Below are 25,351 nucleotides of genomic sequence, written 5' to 3' on the forward strand. Positions count from 1 at the left end.
CACCCAACAAATCCCATTCTATTCGTAATTGAAGTTGAAAGATCCCTGCTACGCCAATAATGGATCTAAATTATGGAAACATTTTATGCAACGCACATTGAAGAATGACAAAACTGGTTCTATGAAAACCATCAAAAAGCAAGTGGGATATCGTTTAGTTATTACAAAACGAAATAGGCAAATCATCAATAACTTTTCGCAATTCTTCGGAAGATACCGTTCGTTTTGGTTGGATCGACGTATTTATTGAAAAGTTGGAAAAAATTAGACAAGCAACAACTAACGTAATTCAGAGCTTCCGAATTCGCTTCACAATTATTTGTTTGTCTATCGTGGCTCGAAGCAAGTAAAACCCGTTATTTAAATCATTTGTTTCCAACTGTATACGTTGACTTCCCGGAACTAATTCAACTTTTTTCCAAAGCTTGACTTTATTTCCAAGAATATCAATCAAATCAAACTGAACAGTTGAATATTTCTCAGAAGAAAGCTCAACGTAAACAAAGTTTTTTACAGGATTTGGATAAATTTTCTCGATTTGATAGGACTTATTATCAACTTGCTGTTCGGCTGCTCTGGCACCAAACGCTATAGGAAGTGTTAAAAATGAGATTAGTATAATTGAAAGTATTCTTGTTTTCATGATAATTCTTGTTTGCTTTTTTATAAAAATGACAAGAATTGTTCCAAAAAGCTGCAAACTTTCTTAATAAATATTAATCAAGTCAAAGAATAAAAAAACCTTCCAGGACAAATTGAGAGGTTAATCTGAATAATGCAAAACTAACTACTTCCCAAGTGATATATATTTTAGAAATTCGTCCTTGCGGTCTTGTTGCTTAAATATGCCGCCGTACTCCGCAGTAACAGTTGAACTGCTTTCATCCTCAATGCCTCTCGATGAAACGCACATATGTTTGGCATCTATTAGAACAGCCACATCATCTGTTTTCAGAATCAGTTTCAATTCGCTTGCAATTTGAACCGTTAAGCGCTCCTGCACCTGTGGACGTCTGGCGAAATAATCGACAATGCGGTTTATTTTCGATAAGCCGATTACCTGCCCGCTAGAAACGTAAGCAACGTGAGCCTTTCCTACAATTGGAAGAAAATGATGTTCACAGGTCGAATTCAGATTAATATTCTTTTCGACTAGCATTTCGCCATACTGAAACTTATTTTCGAAAACTGAAATCTTGGGTTTGTTTTCAGGATTTAGTCCGTTAAAGATTTCCTTAACGTACATTTTGGCGACACGCCCGGGAGTTCCCTTCAAACTATCATCATTCAAGTCGAGTCCAAGTGCATTCATTATGTCACGGAACTTATCTTCAATGACTGCCATCTTTTGCTCATCGCTTCTCATAAATGCATCATCACGCAATGGTGTATCTGCTGACGTTGCAACATGGTTGTCTCCAATGATATCATGATCTACAAAATTACTGACAGAGCTCCCATTTGTTCCACCGTTCACTAATTGCGATGGCTGACTTGTTTTAACAAAACCCTTTACTTTCATCATCTATCCTCCGAATGTTTTCATATCTAACCAACAAGCAAATAGTATGTTTGTTTAATATTTATGTGTTTTTTTTAAACAAGGCATATTTCTTACTCATATTCAAATATTTACAAAATAGCTACAACCCTGAATAATGTTTTACTAAAACTCTTTCGGAAGAGTAGGCCAATTGGTATCAAACAATGTTCGATATGACACTGTTTCAGAAAATCGTTGAGTTCCTCTCCTGATTTAAACTGCTTAAGAAAATCATCATTTAATAAATCTTCTTTTTTCATTACTGTGTAAAATTTATAATTGAACAAAAAAATACCGGGAGTCGCCCCCCGGTATTTCTATTTACACAATTTATGAGATAGTGCTATAGAATCGCATCGTTGTCCGCGTATAAACCCACGGATACTCATTTTAAACATTTCAAATTTTCAGGAGTTTTATATTCAATTTATTTTTCTTTCACTTCCTTATCCTGTGTTAAAACAGTCGATACGAGAGCTGTTAAAATATCGGATTTATTCACAAAGTACTTGTACTTTTTCTGATCGATTACAGGCATGTACTCCTGTTTATATTTTCTCATTTTTTCAAGAACATCGCCAGTATTGTCATTTGGTTGAATGGTTTCGTGATGAATGCCGGCCAAAAATTCTTTCAGTTGTTCATATTTATACTCCTGCTGATCATTGGCCAATATTTGCCCCGAAAAGATGCTGCTTTCAATCCACCCATCAAAATGACCACTGCTATCAACAAAAATGAGTTGTTTGATTCCCAGTGTACCAACATATCGAAGCAGCAGGTTTTTAAAATAGTATTTATCGGGTCGAAGAATCATCACATCAATGGAATTCAATTCAGAATTACGTAATTTTTCTTGTAACTGATTAAGCATTTCCCAACTTCCCTTTTCAATAGCAAACTCATCTCCCTCCATCGCCTCAATACTAAGGTCGCCGGTTGCAAATTGCTTAATTTCCGTTTCTTTAATAGCCTGACCGATCTTAAACACGCCAGCAATTTCAATCTCACGGCCTTCAGTAGCCATTTTGTACAACCCCTCTAATTTACCTTTAAACACAATTAGTAGAAGCACAATAAACACCGGCCAAATCAATTGTTGCAAAAAAGGAATCCATTCCTTCATTTCGTTTATTCTTAAAAGTTAAATGATTATCTGGCTCGCCAGTTTGAACCGGTAATGACGCGCATCGCTGTCGTAAATGGCAAATAATTACTCGGTGTTACCGTATTATTTAAGCCCATAATATTGGCACGCTCTGCTCTGGTTGTTCCATAGCACGCATTGGAGTTTGTGTTGCAATGAATATGCGGTAAGCCCATCATATGTCCAAATTCATGAGCAGATGTATATTGCCGCATAGGAAAACCGCCGCGAGACTGTCCTCGAAATAGTCCGACATCGCGACTTCCCAATCGCAGCCAGCCATTGTCATTGTCAGCTGCAGGTCCTCCATTCCCTATTGCAGCTCCCGGCGGATTGGTATTGTCGTACGCGTTTGCAGTTCGTGTAATATGTGCCACATAATGCGGATTGGTTGCTGTATTGACAATTCGAATATTGGCGTAATAGGTATCCAGGTAATTGCGAAGCAGGTTTCTGCCCGCTGGCACAAGCGCATACATAAACGACCACACACGACGTACATCACGCCGGAAACGAGTGATAAACGTATCCTGTTCATTGTTAGTCAAGTTCGTGCCCGAGCTATCCGGATGAAACCGAAAATTGATCCGCATCAAAAGTGTTAGCATCGCATTTTTGTGGCTCAAAATCGCATCAAACAAATCGCTATGCCCACCCACGTCAATGTTATTTCGCCGCTCATTACTCTTGGTTCTGATATCCAGCCGACGGCCACGTTCTGCCATATCAGGAGCCAGCGTGCTCTCGGCCTGATACTCGGCTACCAAAGTAGCAACGGTATTCGGTCCGAGCTTACCATCCTGCCCCAGCCCATGCGAAGCCTGCCATCGTCCAACACTTCTCACAAATTCTTCGTCGATCAAATGCTCAGCCTCCGGAGAAAGTCCAATCACATCACGAATTACCTTCAATTCATCTTCGTTCGCAAATCGGTTTAAATTATAATGCAAGGCTGCACTAACCTGCTCAGGTGTTAATGGAATAACCTCTGCATCAGGAGTTGTAGGAGCAACGGCCAAATCACGCTGAACGGTATCCGATTTCTGACTGGCTCCTTGCTGAATGGTATGAGTTAACTCATGGGCAATTAGCTTTTTACCCGAGCTGGTTTCGGGAGAATAATATCCTTGATTGAAATAGATATGATTTCGATTGGTAAATGCTTTTGCCTGTATGTTCGAACTCATGGTTGCAGCACTAGAGTCATGATGAACACGCACCCCGCTAAAATCATGACCAAATCGAGTTTCCATAAATGACCTTGTATTTTTTGGTAGCGCTTCCCCTCCACTTTTCGAGTTATTAATTTGCTGCTCGAGCCATGGTGAAGCCACGCTTGCCGATTGATTCAATCCTTTTTTTTGCAACGAATCTTCCCGGTCACACGGGCAAGCCTGAATCTGAGAAACTGATACGGCCTCGATTGGTGACATTTGCGCCGCCTCCTCCTCTTCCTGTTTTTGAATCGATGGTTCCGATCCGGTGACCACCTGATCAGCAACACGATCGGCTTCATTTTCATATCGGTCTCCCGGTGCACCTACTTTCATTTTGGGTTGAACAACAACTCCAACCGAATCGGCGACCGACCGACTTACATTTTTATCTTGCGATTCCTTCTTTTTTGCTTTGGTTGTGTTCATACTGATTTGTTTTTTAGCGTTAAATGGTTCGGCCTTCTTTCTGGTATTCCTTCCGAACACCGGTTAGCAGGTCATTTTTCGAAATCTCCTGCGAGTTCTTCTTTAAAGTCATCAGCGATGCGTAGCCAACAGCATTCATGATCGCTCCTCCTGAAAGTTCATACCCCCTGGCAATCTCTTTTAGCGAGATATCATTCGCCAAAGTTGATTTTTCGGCAAAGGCATTTTTCCATATTTCCAACCGCTGATCAGGTCGCGGCAAAGTAAAATTGATGATATTATCAAAACGTCGGGTAAAGGCTTCATCCATATTTTCTTTCTGGTTTGAAGCCAATAAAACCAAGCCATTATAATCTTCAATACGCTGCAGCAGGTATGAGACTTCCTGATTGGCATAGCGGTCGTGTGCATCCGATACGCTGGTACGCTTGCCGAAAAGAGCATCGGCCTCATCAAAAAACAGGATCCAGTTTTTATTTTCAGCCTGATTGAAAACCGCCGACAGATTCTTCTCGGTTTCACCAATGTATTTAGAAACAACCATCGACAAATCAATTCGGTAAACATCGCGGTTTGTATCTTTTCCCAGCAAGCAGGCAGTCATTGTTTTTCCGGTTCCCGACGGGCCATGAAACAAACAGCGATAGCCTTTACGAAGCTTTTTGCTCATGCCCCACTCGTAAAGCAAAGTGTTGCCGTGTTCAAGCCAGGTTTTAATTTCTTCAATTTGATGAAAGGTCTTCTCATCAACAACGAGGTCAGTCCACGCCCGCTCTGTTGTAATCAGCTTGGCAGGGAATTTTGAGCTCATCATTGGACGATGAACTTCGCCCCGCGTTAAATGATCAAGAACATCTCCTGAAATTTGAATGATCCCAGACAAATAAGGTTCTCCTTCCGGAGCCGATTCCAGTTTCAATATTTGGTGTTTGGCAAAAACATGCTCGGCACTGAATGCTTCCGACAAAGCAAAACGCTCCTGCAATACACCACCGGTCATAAGAAATACAAAGGTTTCACCCGTTGGTATAATCCCGCCATGGTTTTTCCCTTTGATGCCGCCAAATTCAGTCCAGCCACGGTTGGTCTTTTGATTCACCAAAAGCAGCGGATCTAGCAGCTCTGGTTTTACATGCGGAATTAGTGACAGCAAAAGCAAAATCCGTTCAGCAAACGATAAATTGTAATAGTGAATAAAATCGGTATAAATGGATTCGTCCTTTTTAAAAGCAGGTGGTTCAATATCGTAAACCGACGCCACCGAACATTCCTGACCGAAGTAGAGTTTTAACCGAACATCTAAAACTTGCGAAAACCATTTCAAGTCTTGTTCGAGCGATGTCGCATTATTGATGATATTGTCCATTACCATTCCACTTTCAGTTTATGATTCATCCAGGGCAATTGAATAATGCCGATTGTAAAAGGCAACGATTCCATTAACATATCGTAGCTTTTACGTTCAACGTTTAGCTGCCAGCTTTCATTTACAAATTTCAGCACGCCGTCTCGTTTCAAAAAAGAATAGCGATATCCGTCTGCTGACGTATTTTTTAAGGTGCTCCAATGTTTAATCGCTGAAATCAGAAGTTCATCAGCTTCCTCTTTTTCCTGTTCGCCGATTTCAACCAAAGGATCTATAGCCTCCTGTATTTGCATCCCGCACAAAATCTTATTTAATCCCAACCTATGCTCCGAAACAAAGTTCTGCTCACCATAAACCAAATAGTCGGTCAACAATACGGCTTGTGCTCGCCTATTTTCGTTTATGAATTGGTTGTTTTCCATCCAGTTCAAGCGTTCAAAAAGATGTTTTAAATAAGGATAAAGCAGAACTAAGCCGGCATTATCGAGGTTGCAAATCATCGAGTCTTCAACCTGCTCTTTTCCTTGTTCTTGCTCAGCCACCTTTTTGTCGGTCTTCCGCTTTTTCCTGCTTTCATCAATTGCAGGATCAGGACGATCCAATTCGTCCAGTTTCCCTTGCTTTTTCAGTTCATCAATCACATCTACAAATTGCGTTAAAAACCGTTCTGACTTTGCAAACATGGAGAATTGCCTGACGTACCCCGGAATTTGTTTTCGGTCATAATTAAAAAACGACAGCAACTCGCTAACAGTTTTCGCCACCGATTTGCCTGTAAAAACAATCTGTCCGAGAGCAGCTCTTTTAATAGCCTGTCGATATACCACGGCTTCAATTTGCTTCCGGCTAAGATGAATATTTTGCATATGATTGAAACGCGCCAGCTCCCCAATCAGCAGCATAGCTTGTGTAGCTGCATCTGAGAAAGCAATTTCGGCTAAAAACAAATCAACGGTATCCGAATGCAGCGAACGAACCAAGCGGTTCAAAACATCATCCGAAATCAAAAGTGGTTTTAGTTGTTTTATCAGCTGCGAACTGTCATCATTCAACAGTTTCAAAACCATTTCGTCGGGATCTTTGTACGCGACATGCAAGTGCCATGGGAAATGCCCTTTTTGCAGAAAGAAGATAAGTTGATCTAATAAGACTTGCGGATACTCAACATGAACAAGTGATTCTTCTTCAATTTTCTGCCTTTGCGAAAACAAACTCTTCAATGTTTCCTTAATTTTTGTTTCGAATAGATCCGGCATTTCATGCGCCAAGTCATCAAACGGAATGGCTCCCAAATCAATCTCCAGGCGATCCAGCTGAATATGTGTATTTTCATCAGACCATTCATCCAACACCTTTTCCGTAATTGGAATGATCTTATTTTTCATGATGTACTGTGTCTGATCGGCTGCAGCCTGCCCAATTCGTTTATTGGAAACATTGATCTCAACTTGAAAGCCTTGAATTATATGATGCTTTTCTTTTTCCATTTTAGCTGGTTGTATTTAAATTAAGGTCACGGACCTATTTGATATCTTCGGTTTCGCTTCTGTCGCAAATTGTTAAAGACTCGAAACATAACACTAAATTATTCGCACTACTTATAATCGAAACATTCCAAGTGTTTCCACATAGTTTGTTTTTGCTGACGACTCGGTTTTTATAGTTTCTATCACATTGCGAACTTTAGACTTAGCGCCATCGCTTTGTAAGTTCTTCGTTAAATTAACCATCATTTCAAGCGATTTAGCTTCATCACTTCCTTTCACAATATCAGAGCTTGTTTTTGAAGTTTTTACAATGGTGTCTTCCACAATTCCGGCCATCACCATTTCCATGTCATTGTAAACCGCTTTTTCAGCATCTGTTGCATTTCCGGCATTGATCTGGTTTTCCAAATTCATCTTATAATTATTCATCTCAGTAAGTAAACCAACATTTTTCGCCAGATCCGGATCTTGAACGCCTGCTGTAATGCCACCTATGCTTCCATAATCCAATTGATAAGCAGGAATAGTTTGAATTAGCGTATTAATACTTCCCTGATATGAATTCAGATTTGTTTTCTGTGTTTCAACATCAAACTTCAACTGATCAAATTGAAGGTTGAGATTTGACAAACTTTCCTTCAGCTTATTGTTTTGGTTGGTGTAAACGAAAATGTCATTATTAAACTTCCAGTCGAGTACTAAGTTGTCGTCTGAAACATCCGATTCTTCAGGTACTTCCTGAACCGGAATATCAACATACCAATATGGCAGACTCATATCGGCCACCACCTTTTTCGTTGAAGAACTGTACAGCAGTACAAACGTACCACCACGGGGTACTCCTCCAGTATGTTCCAATCCGGGATGTTCTTCCAGGAAAGTTTGCAACATCGATTTTTCCTTGTCTTTTTCTCCGCGCTTCTTGATCAAATCGGCCAACCCTTTCAGTTTACTGAAGTTGATATTATTGACTGTTTTTTCAAGGGGAGTGTAGGCCGAAGCAAACGTAACTCCCTTTATCCCTTTATTTAATGCTGCACCATGCGATATCACTTCTTTGTAATTATTCTCGAAGGAATCATGATCAAAATCAACAATAGATTTGGCCAGAAATTGCTTAGTCGTTGTAATTTTTTGGTTGACCAAATTGGTTTGCTGGGCCGTAAAAGCTTTTAACGAAAGTGAGTTAGATTCAATATTCAGCGGTGGTAATTCCTCATCATCAGCCGCCTGCACTTTACTGTTTAGTTCTACATTAAAGCGCTTCAACTCATTCAGGTTATTGACCAGTTCGTCACGATAAAGCTTGTGCAAAATCTCCATTCCGTAGTATTTCAAGCCCGGCCACACCCATGCGCGTTCAAAGTCAGTTTCAATCATTATGGGAAGCACTTTGATGGGCAGGTTATTACTACTGATCATGCTTTTCAGCGTTTCGAATGCCGTTTTAAACGGTTTTCCCAAATGCCCTTCAATGCGAAAATGATCGAAGGTTGTCAAATCATAACTCAGCGGATTAACGACCTCCGGTAGTTGCGAATATTGTGATGCATGATAGCCGCGAATGCTAATCTCACGATCTTTTTGCGTTAAATCAAAGCTCCACTTTTCAAAGAGTCGCGTACTTCCGGCTGGCTGATAATAAGCCGGAATCGCCTTATTTCCCAAACAATCATTCAACGTTGATGGAGTAATTTTAATCGTTGTATCTGATGAAAAATCAACCGACTGAATCAATGCGCCAATTCGTTTGAACAGGAACAAGCATTTTTGGAATTGCTCCCGACCTTTTCCCTGATAGGGTATTTCAATAAATTGCTGGAGATACGGATCTTTTTTATCTTCAATTTGAGCCGCGGCATCACCAATAAACAAATGCTTGGGTGATAACCCGATTTCAGCCAAACATGCCACATCCAGCTGATAACAAGAATCAACAAATTCATTGTAAGCCTGTACCACATCTTTAATAAAGGCGTATTTGTATTGTTTCCCAACGGTTGATGTTAAAGCGGAGATCTGCGCTAACTTCTGATTCCATGCCACCGTCGGGTTAACATTGTTGAATGATTCGGCCAACAAGAAACTCAACTGGGCATAACAGTTTTTTAAGGCTTCCTGTAACGATTGGCTTGTTGTTTTAATAATTGATTGATAAGCATTTGCCAACTTGGTGTAATTGTCGTACGATCCGGGAGTCATCACCAAACGCTGAACGGAAAGCTTGTTCAGTTTAAAAAAGGATTTTCCGGCAGACTGCAAACTGGGCTGTTGAGCAGCAACAGACTTGGAAACCAAAAGTACACGCAACCGATTAACCTGCTTTTGTCCTTTATTGTCGCAGTCGCCCCCAGTACATAAATCAGGATCAAATAAAAAACTTTCCAGATATAGCAGTGCTGCAAAATCGTTCAGCTTCCGCTCTGTTTGCTGGCTAAACTGACTAAAATTCAGCATGTCCTCTTCCTTCACACCGTCTGGTAGCAACTCATAAACAACGGCATCCTGAAATAAAGGATATTTCGCCTGATCATCTTTAAACAATCTGAAATTTGGAAAGCCGGTATCAGCAGGCCATTCCAGCAAATCGCCATCGGTAGTGAGACCACAACCTTTTGAAAGGAACAACTGACGATTAACCACACTCAGCTTTAAACCGCAAACGATTCCATAACCGTGTAGATTTCGTCGGCTCAACCGCGCTTGCTGATCAAGATAATTCACAACCTGGTTGAGATGATCTTCTGTTAACACCTGGTTTTCTTCGAAGACCGGAAACTGATCCAGTCTGTTTTTCAATTTTAATAAGTTGCTTTCCATGATGCTGTATCTTAAAAGTTGCTGCTAGTTGTATTTCATTATCAATCGTAAAAAGAATTACTGCTCACTATTTTTATTCTTCATTGAGCCGAGGCTCGTCAGGTTCAAAATCATGGGGTTCTCATCGCCCCCGTCAATGCAGTCATGCAATGTACCCTGCGGGTAAACATTCTTTAATCGAACCAGAATATCCAACAGGCACTGAAGTGTCTCTTTATATTTTGTGGCATATTTCGGATATATAGCGTAGGCTTCCAGCCATTCCAGGTAACAATCTTCAAACTCCGACATTTGAATTTCATCAATCCAACAGACCTTTGGAAAGATATGAGCAGGAGTCTCCTGGCGAATGGTTTTCTCCACAAACCGTCGGAAATTCATGTTCTGAAAACGCTTTTCCCAGGCAGGTAAAATCACCGAAATTTGATATGAATATGGATCTTTGACCAAGCAATCAGAATCTTTTCCTTCACAAATTTCAAATACCGGATGCCCTTTCACCAAAGGTCTCAATAACACATGTTCTACTACGAAGAGCCCTTCGCTACTGTAATTTGCCTGTAAAAAGCGTCTGAGGTATTTGATAGCTTCCGTGCGTTCCTCCACCGTTTCAAAGTATTCTATCCGGCGGCCAATCACTTCCTGTTGCTCGTTCACCAAATTGAAATAGAAACGCCCGTCAATAGTTTCTTTCAGCTCATAATTCTCCAGATCAACACCCATGGCCACGCAGGTTTTCATTTCCGCAATGGCATCATCTTCATCCAGGTAGTGCGTACTGCTGCTAATCAGTATTTTGTCGGTTTCGCTATCAATTACCCGAAAGCGATATTCGGTAATATCATCGTCATCTTTTTCGTCGTAAATATCATACTGAATACGAGCCAAATCGCGCCGCTTGTAATTTCTGATTCCCAGCAAATGAGCCACACGGTGCTGAAGTCCCGAAACATTATTGGTATTCCACAATTCATCTTTCAACCTAAAATTAAAGCCAGCTGATCGGTTGCGGGAAATCCACTCGTAATTTTCAAGAAAGTTGGACTTATCTTCAAGCATATCGTCACGCTCGCTAAGCTCTCCGGACATCGAATACATCAACAGCACATAATCGGTAAACTGCTCGTTAAATCGTGCCAACAAATGATCCAGAAACTGATGCCGACGTTGGTAAAACAGATCTTCGTTCTCAATAATTTGCTCCAGATTGGCATTCACATTTCCCCAATCAGACATTAAGTTTTCAATATCATCCATGCCCTCTACAACCTGTGTGAAGTAGGTTCGACTGATTGAACTATCCGCAGAGAAAAGCTCTTTCACCTGCGAGAGCTGAGCAAAATAATTTGTCATCAGCTGGTCAAAAAATAGCAAATAGGCCTTCAGTTGCCGAGCTTGGGCTTTTCGTTCCAAAGTTGCCTGAGCCGGTAAGCCGATATCGCCAATGCCATAGTTCATCGGAAATTCCTTCGCTACCGACAGAAATGAAGCCGGATCAACATATTCCCCCTTGATCATGGGGAAATCGCTAATTTTCACTGATTCAAAAGCTGTTTGAGTAGCTTTATTCAACTCAGCCAGTTCGGCATCAACCAAAGTTTTGTTTGATCGAAAAGCCAATAAATCCTTGTAAAAAACCAACCGCGATTGGTCTGTATCTAAATGTGCTTGTTTATTTTCTTCAATTGGCACCACCCACTTATCCCAGTTTTGGGGCAGCTTAGCCACATTGGGCTGAATAATTAAATCACGCACCGACTCAACGCCTTCAATATCCATGATCAGATGAATCAGATCAGACAAATAAATCGAGGACTTTAAACTAGAGGCTTCCAGTTCATCATCGTCAATAAAGCCGCCCGAAAAAAGCTGTTCCGAATCCTGATACAGTGGTCCATCAAAGATCTCTTCAGCCTTTTTGCCTTTGTCCAGCATTTGTTGCAGCGTATAAGTATGAACCGAAGGCGACAAATAATTCTGTACTTCGAAGAGGATTCTAGCCTCCACTTCCTCAACGTTTACCTCTGACCCCAACCCAATTTCGCCACATAAAATGAAATCCTGCGTCGTTATCGGTTCCACAGAATTAAAAGTTTCGCACAGATTTCGGTTGGCATGCAACCGCCGCTCAACTTCAGTAAAGACTGCTTTTTGTTGAGCGGGTTTCAATTCTGCCTCAAATTCAACAATTACTTTATAAATCCCCTTTATTTCTACTGAATCAATGGTTTTTAAGCCAGCTTTCAGCGTTGTTAGTTCTTCTTTTTCTTTGTTGAAATATATCGGTACTTCGGAGTTACCTTTCTTCAACCAGGCATTTTTAACACCAGATATATCGATCAGCAACTTACGATAGTCGGCTATACTCACAGGGCGCGAGGGCAATGCTTTAATTGCAGATAAAAACTGCTTATGCATCGCCAGTTCGTTGTCCGTTTCCTCGGCAAGCAAATCTTCAATCGGGAAGTTAGTCCGATAGTCCAGATCGGTCAAGGCAAAACAGAGTATCTCCAAAATTGTTACACCCGGGTCATGCGTATTGTAATCCGTCCAAATTCGTCCGGAAAGCTCCTGAATGTATTTCAACCCTTGCTCTCGCAACCAATAATAATTCCCGGGATTTTCATCCTGCTTATTTATTTTTGATATGACCGGACTTTCTTTCATGTGTTTATAATTGTTTATTTTTTGCAACACATGGAACTCGCTTTAAATAGTCATGCTCCTGTGTGTTAATATTTTTACATGCTCGTTTCATCATGTATTTCTAGCTGTTATAGTTGTGAATTAGATGTTCGGCATGCGACACCAAAATGGCCCGCGCATTAGTGGCAATGGCTGACTCCACATCTTTGGAAGATGTATTGTGATACATTTTGAAATGAGACACAAAATCAACATAGCTTCGGGTCTCGACAAATTTGAGTAAAACCGACTTTTCAATGCGACCGCCAAAGTAAATTTCGGCTTGCTTTCCGGTGGACCATGGCGATAGAAATTCCATTAGCTCACGATTTAACTCTTTCCGATAATAGCCATAGTCATAACCCTTTATGAAGCTTACTTCAAATTCCAATTGAACCTGTTCATAAACTGGATTACTGGTATGAATTTCGATGAGCGAAGGAGCCAATCGTTTCACAAAAGTTTTGACATCATCCAAAGTCGCTTTGCTCACCCGGGGCTGCAGCACGTTCACCGCGTTTTTATTCTGAAGGTCAGGAACAACCGTCAAACTCACGTGCCCCGGAGCACGCTCCAGGGTATCGCATGTGTGGTTCAGGCACTTCACCTTGCTAATAGCCGGAAATTCCTGTAGCACCAGTCGCTCGTAATCCCAGAGGGTGATGGCCCTGTTTTTGTGGCGCAAACGCTCACTCACTCTCGTGTAGTAAGCCTCGCTCTTTTCTTCGGAGCGACCACCAAAGCTGGCGTAGGGCTGAGAAACCCTCTTGATGGTGCCAATGGGTTTTACCAATTTACTGATTGATTCAGCTTGCAGTGGCGCTGGCAAATGAGTCGGGTGGTTTTCCGGCTCTGCTAACTCTGCCAAACCCGCTTCCGCATGAATATTGATCAATTGGCAAACCGCATCAGGGTTGGCTTTTACCGATGCCCTGATCCACACCATATCATCGGGCAACCAATTGTGGTCCTTTGAAGCTTCATCAGGCAGATTGAGTTTTACAATTCCGCTTCTCAACAGACCATTGGTCGCATCAGCCAGCAAATAGTCTGAATTCAGCACCTGCCAATCATCTTCAACCAAGACTGACCAGGTAACCTGTTCTTTATCTTTTTGTGGATTGGCGCTGCCATCAGCGACTTGAATCAATAAGTTTACAATTTGCCCTTTGCTCCAGTCCTTCATGCCAACCAGCAGTTGTCCCTGCTGCGAATAGTCCGCCAACAAGGTATTCCTTCCTATTTGCACCTTCGTCTGAGTTGATAAATAACCATGTCGTTCGCGCTGTCCGAAAGCTCCAATCTGAAAAAATTCAACGTCTTTATCCGCAAAGGAATCTTCATCAGTCAGTGAAAAATCCACCGTTGTAGATGAAGCTTTATAATTGAGCGATATGTTTTTAATTTTGGGCTGATAAGGTTCTTTGGGCAGGTACAATGTGTTGCCTTGTGCAAACTGAACGGTGGCCTTCACATACTTTTGACGATACTCGCGATGCAAAAAATCGTCCAGTAGTTCGAAGGTTACAAAGCCTTCATCTGGTGATTCTGTTTGCAACTGTACCTTTGGAAATGGCTTCCGAAGTAATTTATTTCCTTGCAACAAACGGTATTTACGCTGGAAAAGAGATGAAATTTTACGACTCGACGACACCGCTAATTGTTTGCTCAACATGAGTTGTGGCACTAGCGCAATCAACAACGGACTTTCTGAAACGGTATAAATTGCCCGGTTTTGATTGTTCGTGGAATTGAACAGACCGACCGTTTTCGTGCTGGTCTGCCCCGTCTTATTCCGATAACTCAAGTTTGCTTTAAACTGGTTTGAAGTCAAATTATAATTCAACCACGAGTAATCCCCTCCATACGAGGAGCCATAGTAACTATTCAGGTTGGCCGAGGGTACATCCATCCAATCCACCACGATCTTAAACTCGTTCAACCTTTTTGTAAAAGCTTCAGGATAACCCACATCAAACGAGGATCCCTGAACAGGATTGGCGCCAAACGGCAGAAATGCCTTGGAAGCATCCAGAGCTCCCTGATCGTTGCGAACCTTCAGCGATTTGATTCCTTTCACATCGACATGAATCCGGGCACTTTTCAAGGTTACCCCTTGCAAATAGGCATTAAGGTAGTTTGAAGAAGAAGCATCCGGAACAACCTTCATCATAGGGAATATAGTTTGGAAATTGCCGTTTAAAACCTGGCTGTCGAAATAGTCCACCGGTTTTTCTGTTGCTGGCAAATTGATGCTAAAAACAAGCTCAAATTGTCCGGATACCTTCTTTAGGGAAGGAGTCGAATAATAGGGTCCCAACCATTCTTCTTCACCACTCAAATATATTTTAAAGGCATTTTGAAGCGCCTGGGTCGGTATGTCCAGTTCATCTGTTTCGAGTATTAAGGTCACCTGAATTGTCCGATCTCCTTCCTGCAGCCATAAAACCGGACTAGCCAGAGCAAATCCGACATCGGCTTTTGGAAAGCTTGTTCGCCCAAAAGCTGACCATTTAGGATCATCTTCCGGAAGCTCTTCCTCCAGGCCGTCAGCACTGTTTACCATTTCTCCGTAATGCACGGCATTATTGCTGACTGGATCAACCAAAATGCTTTTTATCGCATTAACTTTGGTGTGATTAACGACAACATCTTCCAACAATTGATAGGCTAATTCATTACCTTCCGAATCTTTTCCGGCCTTCAGCAAAGTCTTAGCTTTCACGAGAGTTGGATCAACTTTTTTAGCCAGTTCAAATAAAACATGCACCTGATCAGCTTTAGCCGATTTGGGTTGAATGTGAAGCACATCACGAAAAAAAGTATCTAAATGTTTTTTTGTCAAGCCATTTAGCTGATCCTGCTGTTTTTGGAACAAGCGTAAGAATGTTAAAAACAAGCCTGCTTGTGGTGTCATTGTCCCGCTTAGGGCAGCTTTCGCATCGGTTTTGAGTTGGCTGAGGAAAGGCGTCCAATTTCCATCCACCTGATTTTCCAAATCGTAGTAGTTGAGCATTTCAGCAAACTGAAGTGCATAATCAATCAAATCACTCTCCGACCGACCGTCAATTTTCACAGAAGAAGGATCTAAGCTCTTTGGAAATCGATCTGACTGACTGGTGCCGTCGCGAACTAAAACCGGTATTTTATCCTTGCAGTCCTTCATTTGTTTTTACTTATTGAGGTTTGTTCCTTCGTTGATGTAAAATGGATAGACGTAATTCTTTCTCGAATTGGTTGAACTGACTGTATACTCAACTTTAATTTTCACCAACCCTTCATTTTCACTATCAGCCAACAAATCAATTTTATGCAGCAGAATACGTGGTTCGTGATACAAGATGGCTGTTTCAACCAAATTGGAAATATAGGTCTTCACCGTTACACTGAGCGGTTCAAAAATCAAATCGGTTAAGTCACACCCATAATCAGGATGCATGATTCGCTCTCCAAGTCGAGTTGATAACAAGATTTGCAGACTTTCTTCAATATCTCTTTCGTCGGCCGACATACGAACTTGTTGTGCTTTTTTTGCAAATTCAGGAGGAAAGCTCCAGCCTGTTCCTAAAAATGATGTATTGAATTCGTTTTTTGCCATAATCTTCAATCGTTTATCTATCCGCCAATCATTACAGTAGCTGCTCCCACTACAATCATTCCACCGTGAGCCGTTGAATCACCCATTCGTGCCGCGGGCATTCCACCAATCATTACCGTGCCCGAGCCGGCTGCAATGGTATCCGGCGGTCCGGTGCAAACAGCCATGTCTCCAACTCTTGCCGCTGGCATTCCTTCAATTAAAACTGTTGGACATCCAACCGCAACCGGACCGCCAACATGTGGTACAGTTCCAGTCACCATCGGGCAAGTATGCATATCTCCTATTCGTGCTGCTAAAGGCATGTGTATTTTTTTAGTTGATTTGTACAATTGAACCTTCAATTTTCAACGATCCGGATGAAGTAATATCAGTCGATGCCGATCCACTCACTTTCATTTGCGCATTGGCTCCCAGTTCGATGTTAGTTCCCTCAAATTTGAGATCGCCACTGGCTTTCAAAATCAAATCGGCAGCTGACTCCAGCGTAATGCCAGAACTGTCCATGATGATGCTGTTACCATTTTCATCTTCCAATAACAGGTGGCCGGAATCTTCGCTGAGTTGTAATTTATTTCCACTTGGAGTGCTAATAGTGATGCTTTTTTCATCGTCGTTAAATACAAGTTTAAGCTCATCGCGGCTTGAATAGCCTTTTACATGATTATCATCGCTGGCTTCAAACGCTGCCGGCTTAGAGCTACTATTCAGCATGCCAAGAATGATGGCATCCCGTGGGTCATCATTCAAAAAGCCCACCACCACTTCATCTTCAATCTCGGGTAAAAAAAATGTTCCACGATTACCTCCTGCATCCAAGGTGGCAACCCTTGCCCAAATCCCTTCGTCCTGATCCGAAATAAGCGGCAGTTTCACCTGGATACGAAATTCGCCTTCCGGATCGCCTTCCAGAGCTGTGACAATACCAATTTGCAGCCCGTTAACAGCAGGGATAACGCCCGATGCAGGCTGGTCTTCATATCCTTTAACATGTGCCGAAAACCAATCTCTACTCATGCCAAACTGGACATGAGTGATCCAGCCACCCTGCGCCACTTCATGATTGACAGAAGCAACAAATACGTTTCCGTTAAACCGGTCGCCAAGTCCCTCTAGTTCAATCAGATCGCCGGGCTTCACTCCGGCAAATCCCTGAAAGCTCACCCGTCCGTTTATTTTCGACAGCTTACTTTTCAGCATCCTTGCGTCAATCCAAGACTGCAACTCTTCCGTTTTTAACTGCCCGGAATGCCTAGCATTCAAGCTTTCGAGTCCCACCGTCTCCGACAATTTAACTGTCGACAGATTGCCAGCTTCTTCAAAATTCGCATTAGCCGATTCCAACGTTAAAACCTCGAGATTAGTATAATCCCACGACTCGCCGCTTACAGCGGCATATTGGTCCCGGGCGTCGATCTCTGCCTCAAACTCCATAATATTAGCACCGTAGGTCAGACTAAGCGTGGGTTCACCACTTAAATCAGGCTTTCTAAAACTCAACTTACCATCATCGGTAAAAAGCAACTTGTTGCAAGCTTCGGAGCGGCTCAATAAAAAATCCCAGTCTGAAACATTCATCTGCACAATGCTGGAGTTGGTAAAAGAGTCCGTTTCAATCGTGTCGGTTTCCACACCATTGTCTGACGCCATTTGTTCACAAAGCTCTCCGTCAGTCAGTTCATAAAAGTATTTACTGTGTCGGTTTAAGGTCATTTTGTAGGCTTTGTCGCGGCATTCAATTCTCAATTCTGATGAATTATTCCTCCGTGTTTTCAAGCCATGCTTCGTGATGATTCCCTTAAACAATGTCTGTTCGTCTGAACTGTACCCAAGCTGGATTTCAATTTCATTGCCCGGTAAAAAAGATGTCCCACTGCTAACCTCAAAATTTTCCTGAGCGGCCGAGCCATCCAAAATTGATAGCTGTGCATATGAAATCCGGTTCACCTCTTTAGCTACCGCAATAGACTTTATGCCAATAGTACCCGGAATTGCTTCACCATTGATTAAAATGGTGAAGGTCACAACATCGCCCGGTGAAGGGATTGGAATGTTTCGCTCGTTTGTCATTTGCTTGTTTTATTTATGGGTGGAAAATGAATTTGCGTTCCTGTTGCAATTTGGCGCAAACTGCGCAGTTTGTTTACCTCGGCAACCTCTCGGTAATAGCCCGGCTCTTTGTAAATCCGGTGAGCCATCAGAGGCAGATTCTCATCGTTCTTCAACGTTCGAACATGGGTCAAATCCGGTGATTCAGCCCGCTCACGAGCGGCTCTCAAGGCATCGGCCATCGACTCAACAAATGTGCATTTTGCTTTTGCCCGAATCGGTGTACCATCCGGCTTAAAAAGCGAGTAAGTAATAATCAGGTCTTTCAATTTACCACGAAACAAAAAACTCCCCCACTGAATTTGCAATAAGTTGGGCGCATGATTTTCGCCATCGTACTTAAAAACAATATTCTTGAAACGATCCAACTGCGAATCAACCCCCTCAGCTTGTTTTGTACCCAAAATGTTAGACAAAGGCATCTGGTCATTGGCAATTACTCCAGTGCTGTCAAACAGTAAATCGGTTTCAAATCGCTGTGGCTTTTGCACACGAAAACGAACATTTGCACCCGTTGTACCATCGGCTTGCGATTCATCAAACTGGGTCGCGTACTTCTGTTTAATTTGCTCGGGATTCACCAAAACCACGAACTCATAGTCTTCGCCGGAGCGCGGATTAAATGGCTCGGTATTTTCACAAACGCTTATTTTCATTTTGGTCAACTGACCTTCCAGTCCTGTGAAGATATCCATGCTACCGTTCTGTTTTTTGTTTCAATATTTCCATTACCTGCTCAACACATTCTTTGATAATCTCTTCTTTTGAAGATTGACTCTCAGCAGAAGAAAAGGCTGATTCGCCTTGAGGATTTTCAGTCACATTGGCTCGTATAACAAGTTCTCGAATTACTACTGGCATGAGCTATATTGCTAAAATTTTAAAATAGTTGTACTGAAGTTTAATTGATTCGATGACCACTTTACTTTCCATGGCGTTAAAGTCTGAAACGGACCAGGAAACAGGATAAGCATTCACCACATACCAAGCAGCAACCGGAATGTGATCTTCGTTTAAAAGAGCGATCGTGAGGTTTGTCGGTTGAAAATTGAAGCTTTCGATGGCATTACGGCACCACATCAATATTCCGGAGCCCATAAACATTCCCCGCTTCAACTCAATATTGTGATACTTGGTGCGGGTTGGCAGCTGATGAACAAACCGGTTTTCACCTCCCTCTTTATATTCTTCTGTTTCCACATCAACTGTTAAACCGGTGACCTCCTGAAAACGGAAATCATTAGGCAGCTGAGGCAACAATTCAAATACAACAGAAAAGTGAAATCCTACCGGTGGATAAGTAAAGTCCATATTTTCTTTCGTTTAACTCATTTCCATTGACAAACCTTCATGGGCCAGTTCCAGAGTTTCGATGGCCACCTCGTTTCCATCGGATTTCAGATCGGTGCTTTGAACTTTTACCGGCCAGGCATTCTTAATTTTCCATGACAATACCGGAGCATGCTCTTCATTCAGCAAGCTGATGATAATGTCGCGTCGCTCAATGGTATTTAGCTTCACAGTATTCCACCAATCGTAAAATTCGTTGTCCTTTTGGAACACGCCACGCTTCAAGGTTATATTGGAAAACTTTTGCATGCCCGGCATCTTCAGTTTGTTGTATTCGGGCATGTTACCGTCGCGGTATTCAATTACTTCGGTTTCAACGTCGAGGCCTGAAACTTCGGAAAACCCCAGTTTGGTTCCGCCCCACTCAACCTGAAAATGAAATTTTGGAATTGGATATTCAGCCATAATATTTCGTTTTAATCAAATTAATTAACGGTTTTGTTTTAGGACTCCTGGAGCTTGTGAGAAAACTTCAGGATAATAAATTCAGCCGGGCGAACCACAGCCATTCCGATTTCAATATTCATGCGTCCTTCAAGAATATCGAGAGAAGTCATCGTCTCGCCAAGTCCAACTTTTACGAAGTAAGCATCCTCTGCTTTAGCACCAGCCAAAGCACCAGCACGCCATTGTTTGGTCAGGAAGTTTTCAATCATCGCTTTTACCCGCACCCAAGTATTGGCATCGTTGGGTTCGAACACCACCCACTGCGAACCTTTTTTAATGGACTCTTCGGCAAAGTTGTAAAACCGGCGAACCGGCACATAGCGCCACTCATTATCATTACCGGCCAATGTGCGGGCACCCCACACCAATGTTCCTTTTCCGGCAAACGAACGAATAACATTGATCGATTTTCCGGTTGGATGCACATTCAATCCATCTTGCTCTTGGTTCGTCACCTTTTTATTTGGCCCGATTACTTCCATCACGCCAACATTAGCAGGAGCTTTCCAGACACCACGATTGCTATCAACGCGGGCATAAATTCCGGCTACCGCTGCTGAAGGAGGCAAGGTTAATGTGAGTTTATTAAGTTCAATTTTAATTTGATTGTAAAGTTCGGTGTTAGCCGTCAGGTCACTGAGTTTGTCCCCATCGTAACTGGTCGTTCCTCCGGGCGCATCAACTTCGGTATGCGCAATACTCACATCGCTTTCCTGGCACGCATAGGGCAATGTCGTTTTCAGCCAGGGATAATAAACAGCTCCGTATTTCAGATAGTCAGTTCCCAAACTGATATTTGTACGCAGGGTATCAGCAAACCCACTCGCCTCATTGTAAGTATCTAAAATCGTAAACCTGTCCTGCAATGATTGACACTGCTTCAGCGCATCTTCATACAATCCATAGAAATTGGCTACGGTGGAGACACCTGTTGCATCAGGGAAAACAATCAAGGTTGGCTCATCTTCCTTGGCCAGTTCGGCTAACCCGCCATTGGCTCCCAAATCGCTTTTACTGACAGTAGCAGTATAGTCTCCCACCGAAATAATGTAGCATGGCCCTCCACCATTGGCGAAGTACATTTGTAGAGAATAATACATCAAGAATTTTGATTTTGTAGCAGGTTCAGGCACTTCAAGAACCCGGCTCAAATTACCAGCAGTATCATAGGTGTCAGTAATGTTTACCAGAATTCCTGTTTCCAAATCAGGTCCACCGAAATAGGCTTTGTATTCTAAAAGCGAGGTAATCCGGGTGGGAACGTTAGTTAGCGACTGATTATTTTTTTTGGCTTTTTCAGTATACCCGATAAAAGCCGGAATAGCAGTTTCAACCTCTGCTATGGATGGAGGCAACAACGAAATTTCTTCGATGTAAACTCCCGGTGTTTTGTACGTTTTAGCCATAATTTATTAAAATTTAAGTGTCAGAGATAGATGTACATATCAGAGTAGATTGTTGTTGGATCTCCCGGATCAGGCTTTATCAGCGAAGGATCGGGATTCGGTAGATTATCGATAAGAACTGAAGCCATATTATTTTTTTTGCCGAGCAGGGCAATTCCTTTTATAGAGGCTTCTTTTAAGGGCATTGGATTGTCGGAAACAAAAACATTGTTCCCGATATCGGTAAATTCCCAGGGTGTATCGGCTTCCCGCACTCCCGGATTTGAAAAATCGACTTCGCTACGGTTAAAAACCTGATACCGCCAAGTGGTTTTGCGGTGTTCAAATGCTATTCGGTATTTTTTGGGCGCAACTTCGTTCGCATTAGTAAACCATCTATAATTTGAAGGAGCCTGACTAAAGAGTTCAAGCACTCCAAAATGCCTGTTTGAAAATTGCTCGCCAGTAAAATAAAATCGGTCTACCTCCCCTCCATCAATCATTAGCTTATACATTCCGGCAGGAAGGTCATTCAGTTTAAATTGAAAATTGTAATGCTCATCGACCGGATCCAATTCTTGCGAATCGACAGTTCCATCGTTATCAACCGAAACCAGCTCAGCCTTTTTCGCTCCGTCATTTCCATCATGGATGTATGAATAAACCATTCCGGAAGCAACAATCTGATCTACATCACCGGTATGGGTATTCTGGTTTAAAAGCAGCGAATCGGCACCAGTGTCAAAAACCTCTTGCTCGTTACTGGCTTTATTGGAGAAGTAATAAATTTTCGAATTGCCCGAATCAAAGGGAAGATTTGTAAAATTAAAATAAGACGGGTTATTCAACTTCAGAAAAAAGACAAGTTTAAATGATCCTGAAACCTGATCATTTTTTAGCTTTCCGGTTTCATCAACTTCAGCAAAAAAATTCAACATTCCATTTTTCTCCATCGACCGAATCCCCAAACCGTTCATTGAACGAGCGGTATTTCGTTCTGGCACAAAAGAAAAATCAGGAGATATTAAAGATTTATAGTAGTCGTTTAAAATCTCGATTTGCATGATTGACTGATAGCTAAACAACTGCATTATTTAAGAGTTAAGATTTGCTTCTGTAATTGGTGGAGCATCCATTTTAATGTTATCGTCATAGATAGCCAGCATTTTAACTTTATACATCACCGAGCTCATCAGTTTAGCTCCGAGTGATCCCCATAAGTTATTTTGCTGCTCAAAAGAGAGAGTGTGAAGCTCTGTTGTCAACTTGGCAACCTGCTCGTTAAGATCGGGATAGTTGATAGGTGTGAAAAGGCTGTGTGATTGAAAAAAGCCAATGACATATGAAATAAACTTAAGCGATTCGCGATAACCAAACTCATCGTCACCAAAGTTGGCCGCAAAAAGCACATACAAATTGACCATGATTTTGGGATCGGTTTTGGCGATTGTTCCCTGTGGTGTTTCTCGGTATAGATTCTGATTTTTTAAAACCCGTTCCTCTTCAATACTCACCAGAGTCATTGCCAAGCTGGAAACCTGTTGTTTTCCATTTTTATCGAAAAGTGGAATTAGCTCAACCTTATCATCATCAGAATTAGTACGTAATCTGAGGTAATTATTCAATTGGTTTTTCAAGAAGAAAAGCGATTGTTCAATCATGGGGGCTTTCTATTTATTCGGCTAATTCGCTGAACCGTGATTAACTAAATACAGTCGGAACGTACAGGTTTTTAAACCATGTATTTTTTCAGAGTTCGCTTCCAGAAAACATGTAGAATCCTTCAGCGAGTTAATTCTTTCAGGATAATATACGATAACAAGAAAAAGCATGATCCACCCCACTTATTCATACATTCCGATCTTTTTCTTATTATATCCTCTAATTGTTAATACAGTTTACAACTAAAAGGTAACCAAGTATTTTGATCTTTTTCAATTTTAATTTATCTATTTATCAAAACAGAATAAATCGCAAAAAAGGGACAAAAGTTTATTATTCTGAAAATAAGTTCAGTTATCATATTTCTGAAAATATCGGGAAAGTCGCACTCACAATGATGCATAATTTAATAAGAGTATTTTTCACCTATAGGGTTTTCTGATCATGAAAATCGACAAAGAAAAGTCTGTACTTGCTAACATATTAATAACTGCAAATTAACCTCATAAAGCAGAGTGTCTTTTTGAACTTTTAAGGATTTGAATATTACTTTCAATAGTTAGAAAACCTACTGTAGTGATTTATGATAGATAAAAATAATAGCCTATCAGCCTGAATATTCTTTTGTAAAACACTCCCCTTTTTATTAACGTTAACTTTACAAACAAGCCTGTATTGTCTAGACCATTTTTAAATAAGTTTCATTCGCTTATTATTGATAGATTCTTTTTTATATTTGCCGCAAATCTCAGAGCGCAATCTATTCTAATTCACAATTATGAAGCAAATTAAATACATTACTCCTGAGGAGGCAGTAAAAGTTATAAAATCCGGCGATCGTGTTCATTTAAGTAGTGTGGCGGTAACACCGCATACATTAATTAAACCAATGGTAGAACGCGGACGTAACGGAGAACTCGTTGATGTAAAAATCCAGCATATCCACATCGAAGGAGAAGTGGAGTACGCCAATCCTGAATTTGAAGGGATTTTCGCAGCAGAGCAATTCTTTGTTGGAGGAAACCTACGAAAGCAAACTCAGGCTGGGTATGCCGATTACATCCCCGTGTTTTTAAGTGAAACACAAAAGTTAATCCGCGAAGGATACTTAAAAGTGAATGTAGCGATGATTATGGTATCAACTCCAGACAAACATGGTTTTGTATCGCTCGGAACGTCAGTAGATGCAACTAAAGCAGCTATTGAATGTGCCGATGTTGTTATCGCTGCTGTTAACCCTAATGTACCAAGAGCCTGGGGCGATGCAATGATTCATATCAACGAAATTGATTTATTTGTTGAAGATGATATTGAGCTTTACGCACACGAAATGGGTACACTTTCAGACATTGACGTGACCATTGGTAAGAATGTAGCAGAACTTGTTGAAGATGGAGCTTGCCTTCAAATGGGTATCGGAGGAATTCCGAATGCTGTTTTAGCTCAACTCGGAAACCACAAAGATTTGGGAGTTCATACTGAAATGTTTGCCGATGGTATTCTTCCTTTGGTTGAAAAAGGAGTTGTTACCGGTAAACACAAAACAACCGACAAAGGTAAAATGGTTGCCTCATTTTTGATGGGAACCAAGGAACTATACGACTTCATTGACGACAACCCAATGGTTGCCATGATGGACGTTGCCCACACAAATAATGTACACATTGTAAGACAAAACGACAAGGTTACAGCAATCAACTCAGCGCTGGCTGTTGATTTAACCGGACAAGTTTGTGCCGATTCAATTGGAACAATACACTATTCAGGTGTTGGTGGTCAAATTGACTTCATCCGTGGAGCTGGTCATTCAAAGGGCGGTAAACCAATTATTGCGTTACCATCGGTTACCGCAAAAGGAGTTTCTAAAATTAGTCCGATACTAATTCCAGGGTCAGGTGTTGTAAGTACTCGTGCCAATATGCACTGGGTAGTTACCGAATACGGAGCCGTTAACTTGTACGGAAAAACGCTACAAGAACGTGCGCGCTTGCTAACATCTATTGCACATCCCGAACATAGAGAAGCATTGGACAAAGCCGCATTTGAACGGTTCGGTTCTCATTATCATTTTGTCCAACAACAACAAAACGTATAACAATCAAACAGGCA

General features: G+C 41.6%; 22 protein-coding genes. 2 read left to right on the top strand and 20 right to left on the bottom strand.

The window, feature by feature from the left end:
* Nucleotides 1-121 precede the first annotated feature (121 nt).
* A complete protein-coding gene (locus GR929_RS22060) occupies nt 122-250 on the top strand; it encodes a hypothetical protein (RefSeq protein WP_262886065.1) in 129 nt (42 codons plus the stop codon).
* A gap of 39 nt (nt 251-289) precedes the next feature.
* Here GR929_RS22060 and GR929_RS20140 read toward each other — a convergent pair whose 3' ends face one another.
* The 20 genes from GR929_RS20140 to GR929_RS20230 form a co-directional block, all read right to left on the bottom strand.
* A complete protein-coding gene (locus GR929_RS20140; RefSeq protein WP_159523307.1) occupies nt 290-643 on the bottom strand; it encodes a T9SS type A sorting domain-containing protein in 354 nt (117 codons plus the stop codon).
* A gap of 144 nt (nt 644-787) precedes the next feature.
* Nucleotides 788-1,525, bottom strand: coding sequence for a GTP cyclohydrolase I FolE (gene folE / locus GR929_RS20145; protein WP_235934528.1), 738 nt, complete (start codon nt 1,523-1,525; stop codon nt 788-790).
* A gap of 107 nt (nt 1,526-1,632) precedes the next feature.
* Nucleotides 1,633-1,803: a hypothetical protein gene (locus tag GR929_RS20150; protein ID WP_159523309.1), complete on the bottom strand. Its 171-nt coding sequence runs from the start codon at nt 1,801-1,803 to the stop codon at nt 1,633-1,635.
* A 167-nt stretch (nt 1,804-1,970) separates the two neighbouring features.
* Nucleotides 1,971-2,669 carry a CBS domain-containing protein gene (locus GR929_RS20155; protein ID WP_159523311.1) on the bottom strand — a complete coding sequence of 233 codons (699 nt, stop codon included), beginning with the start codon at nt 2,667-2,669 and terminating at the stop codon, nt 1,971-1,973.
* Between the two features lie 26 nt (nt 2,670-2,695).
* Nucleotides 2,696-4,333, bottom strand: coding sequence for an eCIS core domain-containing protein (locus GR929_RS20160; RefSeq protein WP_159523313.1), 1,638 nt, complete (start codon nt 4,331-4,333; stop codon nt 2,696-2,698).
* Nucleotides 4,334-4,352: 19 nt separating this feature from the next.
* Nucleotides 4,353-5,699 carry an ATP-binding protein gene (locus tag GR929_RS20165; RefSeq protein WP_159523315.1) on the bottom strand — a complete coding sequence of 449 codons (1,347 nt, stop codon included), beginning with the start codon at nt 5,697-5,699 and terminating at the stop codon, nt 4,353-4,355.
* Nucleotides 5,699-7,186, bottom strand: a complete 1,488-nt coding sequence (locus GR929_RS20170; RefSeq protein ID WP_159523317.1) for a contractile injection system tape measure protein — start codon at nt 7,184-7,186, stop codon at nt 5,699-5,701. Before GR929_RS20170 ends, GR929_RS20165 begins: the two co-directional genes overlap by 1 nt.
* A gap of 111 nt (nt 7,187-7,297) precedes the next feature.
* The gene (locus GR929_RS20175) at nt 7,298-10,006 is read right to left on the bottom strand and encodes a hypothetical protein (RefSeq protein ID WP_159523319.1); all 2,709 of its coding nucleotides are present in this window, start codon (nt 10,004-10,006) and stop codon (nt 7,298-7,300) included.
* 57 nt (nt 10,007-10,063) lie between these two features.
* Nucleotides 10,064-12,673 carry a diguanylate cyclase gene (locus GR929_RS20180; RefSeq protein WP_159523321.1) on the bottom strand — a complete coding sequence of 870 codons (2,610 nt, stop codon included), beginning with the start codon at nt 12,671-12,673 and terminating at the stop codon, nt 10,064-10,066.
* A 100-nt stretch (nt 12,674-12,773) separates the two neighbouring features.
* On the bottom strand, nt 12,774-15,857 hold the full coding sequence (locus GR929_RS20185) for a baseplate J/gp47 family protein (protein ID WP_159523323.1): 3,084 nt from the start codon (nt 15,855-15,857) through the stop codon (nt 12,774-12,776).
* 6 nt (nt 15,858-15,863) lie between these two features.
* The gene (locus tag GR929_RS20190; protein ID WP_159523325.1) at nt 15,864-16,289 is read right to left on the bottom strand and encodes a GPW/gp25 family protein; all 426 of its coding nucleotides are present in this window, start codon (nt 16,287-16,289) and stop codon (nt 15,864-15,866) included.
* A gap of 17 nt (nt 16,290-16,306) precedes the next feature.
* The gene (locus tag GR929_RS20195) at nt 16,307-16,594 is read right to left on the bottom strand and encodes a PAAR domain-containing protein (RefSeq protein WP_159523327.1); all 288 of its coding nucleotides are present in this window, start codon (nt 16,592-16,594) and stop codon (nt 16,307-16,309) included.
* 10 nt (nt 16,595-16,604) lie between these two features.
* Nucleotides 16,605-18,359 (bottom strand): type VI secretion system tip protein VgrG, encoded by a 1,755-nt coding sequence (gene vgrG / locus GR929_RS20200; protein ID WP_159523329.1) that lies wholly within the window; start codon nt 18,357-18,359, stop codon nt 16,605-16,607.
* Nucleotides 18,356-19,093 (bottom strand): CIS tube protein, encoded by a 738-nt coding sequence (locus GR929_RS20205; RefSeq protein WP_159523331.1) that lies wholly within the window; start codon nt 19,091-19,093, stop codon nt 18,356-18,358. Before GR929_RS20205 ends, vgrG begins: the two co-directional genes overlap by 4 nt.
* A 1-nt stretch (nt 19,094) precedes the next feature.
* Nucleotides 19,095-19,259 (bottom strand): DUF5908 family protein, encoded by a 165-nt coding sequence (locus GR929_RS21810; RefSeq protein ID WP_201301073.1) that lies wholly within the window; start codon nt 19,257-19,259, stop codon nt 19,095-19,097.
* A 3-nt stretch (nt 19,260-19,262) separates the two neighbouring features.
* Nucleotides 19,263-19,709 carry a phage tail protein gene (locus GR929_RS20210; RefSeq protein WP_159523333.1) on the bottom strand — a complete coding sequence of 149 codons (447 nt, stop codon included), beginning with the start codon at nt 19,707-19,709 and terminating at the stop codon, nt 19,263-19,265.
* A gap of 12 nt (nt 19,710-19,721) precedes the next feature.
* Complete coding sequence (locus tag GR929_RS20215; RefSeq protein ID WP_159523335.1) at nt 19,722-20,153, bottom strand: phage tail protein; 432 nt, start codon at nt 20,151-20,153, stop codon at nt 19,722-19,724.
* 38 nt (nt 20,154-20,191) lie between these two features.
* The gene (locus tag GR929_RS20220; RefSeq protein WP_159523337.1) at nt 20,192-21,601 is read right to left on the bottom strand and encodes a phage tail sheath family protein; all 1,410 of its coding nucleotides are present in this window, start codon (nt 21,599-21,601) and stop codon (nt 20,192-20,194) included.
* 20 nt (nt 21,602-21,621) lie between these two features.
* The gene (locus tag GR929_RS20225) at nt 21,622-22,671 is read right to left on the bottom strand and encodes a hypothetical protein (protein ID WP_159523339.1); all 1,050 of its coding nucleotides are present in this window, start codon (nt 22,669-22,671) and stop codon (nt 21,622-21,624) included.
* A gap of 3 nt (nt 22,672-22,674) precedes the next feature.
* Nucleotides 22,675-23,241, bottom strand: coding sequence for a DUF4255 domain-containing protein (locus GR929_RS20230; RefSeq protein ID WP_159523341.1), 567 nt, complete (start codon nt 23,239-23,241; stop codon nt 22,675-22,677).
* Nucleotides 23,242-24,020: 779 nt separating this feature from the next.
* On the opposite strand from GR929_RS20230, the gene GR929_RS20235 reads away from it, so the two are divergent.
* The gene (locus GR929_RS20235; protein ID WP_159523343.1) at nt 24,021-25,337 is read left to right on the top strand and encodes an acetyl-CoA hydrolase/transferase family protein; all 1,317 of its coding nucleotides are present in this window, start codon (nt 24,021-24,023) and stop codon (nt 25,335-25,337) included.
* Nucleotides 25,338-25,351 lie beyond the last annotated feature (14 nt).

The sequence above is a fragment of the Sunxiuqinia indica genome, from assembly GCF_009847015.1.
GTDB lineage: Bacteria > Bacteroidota > Bacteroidia > Bacteroidales > Prolixibacteraceae > Sunxiuqinia > Sunxiuqinia indica.